5 protein-coding genes are annotated in these 4,205 nt (G+C 67.3%); 2 read left to right on the forward strand and 3 right to left on the reverse strand.

What is annotated here, in order from left to right; all coding sequences use genetic code 11:
• Positions 1–239 precede the first annotated feature (239 nt).
• On the reverse strand, positions 240–1,694 hold the full coding sequence (locus tag GXZ33_RS00560; RefSeq protein WP_291338923.1) for a glyceraldehyde-3-phosphate dehydrogenase: 1,455 nt from the start codon (positions 1,692–1,694) through the stop codon (positions 240–242).
• Between the two features lie 42 nt (positions 1,695–1,736).
• Positions 1,737–2,699 carry a nitronate monooxygenase gene (locus tag GXZ33_RS00565; protein WP_291338924.1) on the reverse strand — a complete coding sequence of 321 codons (963 nt, stop codon included), beginning with the start codon at positions 2,697–2,699 and terminating at the stop codon, positions 1,737–1,739.
• Positions 2,700–2,718: 19 nt separating this feature from the next.
• Here GXZ33_RS00565 and pth point away from each other — a divergent pair, with 19 nt between their 5' ends.
• Positions 2,719–3,318 carry an aminoacyl-tRNA hydrolase gene (gene pth / locus GXZ33_RS00570; protein WP_291338925.1) on the forward strand — a complete coding sequence of 200 codons (600 nt, stop codon included), beginning with the start codon at positions 2,719–2,721 and terminating at the stop codon, positions 3,316–3,318.
• Positions 3,319–3,432: 114 nt separating this feature from the next.
• Here the strand turns inward: pth and GXZ33_RS00575 are convergent, their stop codons facing one another.
• Positions 3,433–3,981 (reverse strand): NAD(P)H-dependent oxidoreductase, encoded by a 549-nt coding sequence (locus GXZ33_RS00575; RefSeq protein ID WP_291338926.1) that lies wholly within the window; start codon positions 3,979–3,981, stop codon positions 3,433–3,435.
• Positions 3,982–4,097: 116 nt separating this feature from the next.
• Between GXZ33_RS00575 and GXZ33_RS00580 the strand changes: the two genes are divergently transcribed.
• Positions 4,098–4,205 (forward strand): GTP-binding protein (locus GXZ33_RS00580; protein WP_291338927.1); only part of this gene is annotated, 108 nt, incomplete at its 3' end.

Genomic DNA, 4,205 nt, shown 5'->3' on the forward strand with positions numbered 1-4,205 from the left:
ACCACATGCGCCGGGAAACACAGATCCTCAAGTCAACGTCCCAGTCAGCAGCTGACTGGGTCAGCGTAGGTGCCTGTCAGATCGGGCAGCACCTGCTCCTGGCCATGATTGCCGTGGCCAGCGACGGGCGAGTGTGAGCTGTTCCCTGAAACCTGCGCTGTCGTCGAAGACACGGCCCGGTTCTCCACGCGGAGTACCGGGCCAATCACTGAGCCAGCTTGAAGCTGATCCTAGAAGAGCTACTTCAGCTCAGTGGCCTCGAGGCGGCGCGGGTAGATCTGCGGGCGGGCGCCGGCGACCTCCTCGACGATGCGGATGACCTGGTTGGAGTAGCCGAACTCGTTGTCGTACCAGACGTAGAGCACCAGGTGGCGGCCGGAGGCGATGGTGGCCAGGCCGTCGACGATGCCGGCGTGGGTGGTGCCGACGAAGTCGGTGGACACGACCTCCGGGGAGTTGATGTAGGAGATCTGCTGACGCAGGTCGGAGTGCAGGGAGACCTTGCGCAGGAAGTTGTTGACCTCCTCGCGGTCGACCTCCTTCTCCAGGGTCAGGTTGAGCACGGCCATGGAGACGTTCGGGGTGGGGACGCGGATGGCGTTACCGGTGAGCTTGCCCTCGAACTCCGGCAGGGCCTTGGAGACGGCCTTGGCGGCACCGGTCTCGGTGAGGACCATGTTGAGGGTGGCGGCGCGGCCACGGCGGGTGCCCTTGTGGAAGTTGTCGATGAGGTTCTGGTCGTTGGTGAAGGAGTGGACGGTCTCGACGTGACCGTGCTCGACGCCGTAGCGGTCGTTGATGACCTTCAGGACCGGGGTGATGCCGTTGGTGGTGCAGGACGCGGCGGTGATGATCTCGTTGTCACCGATCATGTCGTGGTTGATGCCGTAGACGATGTTCGGCAGGTCACCCTTGCCCGGTGCAGTGAGGACGACGCGGGAGACACCCTTGGACTTCAGGTGCTGGGACAGCCCCTCCTGGTCGCGCCAGATGCCGGTGTTGTCGACGACGATGGCGTCGTTGATGCCGTAGGAGGTGTAGTCGACCTCGGCCGGGGAGTTGGAGTAGATGACCTGGATCTTGGTGCCGTTGGCCCAGATGACGTTGTTCTCCTTGTCGACGGTGATCGTGCCGTCGAAGGCGCCGTGGACGGAGTCGCGGCGCAGGAGGGAGGCGCGCTTGGCCAGGTCGTCCTCGGAGTTCTTGCGTACCACCACCGCGCGGAGGCGGACACCACCGTAGGTGGCCTCACGGGCGATGAGGATGCGGGCCAGGAGGCGTCCGATGCGGCCGAAGCCGTAGAGGACGACGTCGCGCGGCTCGGTCTCGGAGCCGGTGCCGACGATCTCGGCGAGCTGCTCGTCCAGGTAGGCGCGCAGGTCGGTGCCGCCGGACTTCTCGAAGCCGGTGGCCAGGCGGCCCAGGTCGATGGAGGAGGTGCCCAGGTCCATGTCGACGAGCTCGCGCAGGACCGGGAGGGTCTGATCGAGTTCCATCTCACGGTCGGCGACGCGGCGCGCGTAACGGTGCGCCTTGATGATGTCGATGTCCGTCGCTCCGACGAGCAGTCGTCCGAAGATCGAGACGACCACGTCGTTGTTGCGGTGGAGCTGGCCGATCAGCGGCAGCATCTCCTGAGCGAGGGCGATCTTCTCGTTCCAGTTGTTGTGCTCAGGCTGCGCGTTGGCGGTCACTGCTTTTTACCTCCGAAAGTAAAGGGAAACGTCCCCACGACTCTAGCGCGAAATCGCCTGTTCAGGCGCGAGTCGGGCGATAATCTCCGCGGCGGGACCACTCCCGAGCTTCTCGACGCCCACCCCGACGAGACAGTACGCGAGCTCCCGCGGCCGTTCCTGCCGCTCCGCGGCCTGCAGCGGCACGAGGTAGGGGTAGATCGGCGGGATGTCCGGGTTGTTCCGGGTGAAGTCCGTTTCGAGGCCCCGGGCGACGCGGCCGCTGAAGGCGCGGCTGGCCACGCTGCGTCCCCCGGCGGCGAGAAGTTCACGGTTGAGCGGCGAGGTACCGGCCTCATCGGCCAACAGGAACGCAGAACCGCAGGACACGGCCACGACGCCCGGCAGCGCCAGGGCTGCGGCGACATCCTCCGCGTCGCGGATGCCGCCCGCGGCGATGAGCGGGACGTCGACAACCGCAGCCACGGACCGGACCAGATCGGGCAGCGGCCGGGTGTCCGGTTCTTCCGGGACCGTCCACGTCGAACGGTGCCCGCCGGCATCCGGCCCCTGGACGACGAGCGCATCCGCGCCCGCCTCCACGGCGCTCACCGCGTCAGTGGGATTTGTCACTGTGGCCCACGAATGAATACCCCGGGCGTGCAGCGCGTCGTTTTCCTCCCGCGAAAAGGGGCCGAACGTCGCGGAGACGACCACCGGCGGGCGCTCCGCGGCGAGCACGGCGGCGAACTTGGCGTCGAAGTCGTTGCTCAGGTCGACCTCCGGCAGGGGGCGGTCGCCGGCGATGCGGTGGACGTCGGCAAGCGAGTCGAAGGGCGCCTGCCGCGTGAACAGATTCACGGCGTAGGGCCCCGTGACCTGTGCCATCTGCTCCTCCAGGAGCGCGGCGGGAGCACCACCCGGCGCGAGGAAACCGAGGGAGCCGGCGGCTGCGGCGGCGTCGACGAGCGCGGGCGAGGAGGGGCCGCCCGCCATGGGTGCGACGATGATCTGCGGGATGTCCATGTGTGAGAGACTAACGGGCGTGTTCAAGATCTTCGACCTCTTCCGCCGCAAGCAGACGACCCCGGCCCTGAGCGCCGACTGGATCATCCTCGGTCTGGGCAACCCGGGCGCGAAGTACGCCGCCACGCGCCACAACGTGGGCTACATGGCCGTCGACGAGCTTCTCGACGACACCCCGCTCCTCCCCCTCCCCGGCACGAAGGCGCTGCACGCGAAGACGATGATCGGCGGGCAGGACGTGCTGGTGCTGCGTTCGACGACCTACATGAACCTGTCCGGCGAGGCCGTCGCGCCGCTCGCGGAGAAGCTCGGGGTGCCGGCGGAGCGGATCATCGCCGTCCACGATGAACTCGACCTGCCGGTGGGCACCGTGCGGGTGAAGAAGGGCGGCAACGAGAACGGCCACAACGGCCTGAAGTCGATGACCGAGCACCTGGGCACCCGCGACTACCTGCGCGTACGCATCGGCATCGCCCGCCCGCCGCAGGGTGTGTCGGTGACCGACCACGTGCTGGGGCCGGTCGACGGCGGGGAGAATGTGGCGCTGGCGGCCGAGGCTGCTGCGCTCATCGTCGAGCAGGGGCTGGGCAGGGCGCAGAACGTCATCCACGCGCGGTGAATGCGGCCCTCTCCCGACAAGGGGGTATTCGAGCCGGGACATTCATCGGGTGACGCCGACGCAGCACTCGATTGATGCCCCGGCTCGAATACCCTCGTGGTCCGGGCCGTGACGCTACTTGTTCAGCTGGGTGACCAGGGTCTCCAGGTCACCGAGCATGGTCTCCAGCTCGCCGAGGCGGCGCTCCTGCGGGGTGAACGCACCGTCCTGCACGTCGGTGAAGGTGGAGATGTACACCTGGTTGCGCACGTCGTACTGCTGGAAGTTGCCGATGATCTGGCGCCAGCTCTCGACCGCGCGCACGCCCTCGGCGGCACCGTAGCCGACGAAGCCGACCGGCTTGCCGTACCACTCGCGGCCCAGGGAGTCGTAGGCGTTCTTCATCGGGCCGGGGACGCCGTGGTTGTACTCCGGGGTGACGAAGACGTAGCCGTCGCAGGCGTCGACAGCCTGGGACCAGGCGGTGACGCGCTCATCCTCGTACTGCTTGTTGGCGGCACCCGGGACGGTGGGGGTGGTCATGAGCGGGACGTCGAACTCCTTGAGGTCGAGGACCTCGTAGGTGACGCCCTCACGCTGGCCGGCGTGCTCGGCGACCCACCGGGCCACCCCCTCGCCGAAGCGGCCGTCGCGGATGGATCCGATGATGATTCCGATCTTCATGTGGGTAACTCCCCAATATTGTTGACACAAACGCAAACAATCTTACCGCAGGAATCGTCCCGGGGCCCGCACTCGGTGTGACCTGGGGGTGGGGCAGCGACTACGCTCAAGTAACTATGAGCACCACCGCCGAAGCCGCCCGCCGTCGCACGTTCGCCGTCATCGCCCACCCCGATGCCGGTAAGTCCACCCTGACTGAGGCGCTGGCTCTGCACGCGCACATC

This window comes from Corynebacterium sp. (assembly GCF_012838985.1).
Taxonomy (GTDB): Bacteria; Actinomycetota; Actinomycetes; order Mycobacteriales; family Mycobacteriaceae; genus Corynebacterium.